We start from the raw sequence: 921 nt of genomic DNA, 5'->3' as shown, positions 1-921 counted from the left end.
GTCGAGCAATCAGGCCTTGCAGAAGGCCAAATGGCTGCTGCGCGCCGACAAGGCCGGCCACACCGGCACGCTGGACCCGCTGGCCACCGGTGTGCTGCCGCTGTGCTTTGGCGCTGCCACCAAGTTCAGCCAGATCCAGCTCGACGCCGACAAGACCTACGAAGCAGTGCTGCTGCTGGGCCAGAAAACCACCACCGCCGACGCTGAAGGCGACGTGATTGAAACCCGGCCCGTGCCCGAGATCACGCCAGCGCTGCTGGAGGCCCTGACTGCACGTTTTACCGGCCCACAGGCGCAGGTTCCGCCCATGTATTCGGCGCTCAAGAAAGACGGCAAGGCGCTGTATGAATACGCCCGCAAGGGTGAAGAGGTCGAGCGGGAGGCTCGCCACATCACAATTTTCAAGCTCAATATGGCTGTAGCCCAAGACAGCCGTGCGCCAGCAGCTATCAAAATCATAGTGTCATGCAGCAAGGGCACCTACATCCGCACGCTCGGTGAAGACATCGGCGAGGCGATCGGCTGCGGCGCGCACCTGGGATCGCTCAGGCGGCTGGAGACCGGCGGCTACACGGCGCAGCAATGCGTGACCTTGCCGGCCCTGGAAGCCATGACCGAACCTGAGCGCGAAGCCTGCCTGCTGCCGGCGCAGTCGCTGGTGTCGGCGTACCCGTCTGTCACATTGGACGCCGACAATGCAGGGCGGTTTTTAAGCGGCCTGCGCCGCCGCGGTGAACCCGGGCAGTGGGGCGCCGATGCGCCGCTGGTGCAGGTTTACGGCACCGAACCGCCGGCTTTTTTGGGCTCGGCCCATGTCACGGCCGACGAACTGATTCCGCAGCGTTTGCTGAGCCCGATTGAAATACAGGACATCTTGCAAGCCGCCAGAACGCTGGCCGAGCGTTCTACACACGTTTTCGC

General features: G+C 63.7%; 1 protein-coding gene. It reads left to right on the top strand.

Going from position 1 to position 921, the window contains the following annotated elements; translation table 11 throughout:
- On the top strand, positions 1–921 hold a 921-nt coding region (truB, locus tag AC1D0Z_RS22970; protein WP_477660438.1), incomplete at both ends, for a tRNA pseudouridine(55) synthase TruB.

Source organism: Polaromonas sp. P1_E3, assembly GCF_056405935.1.
Note: the sequence above shows the minus strand (reverse complement) of the source record. Positions and strands in the feature narration are given on the sequence as shown.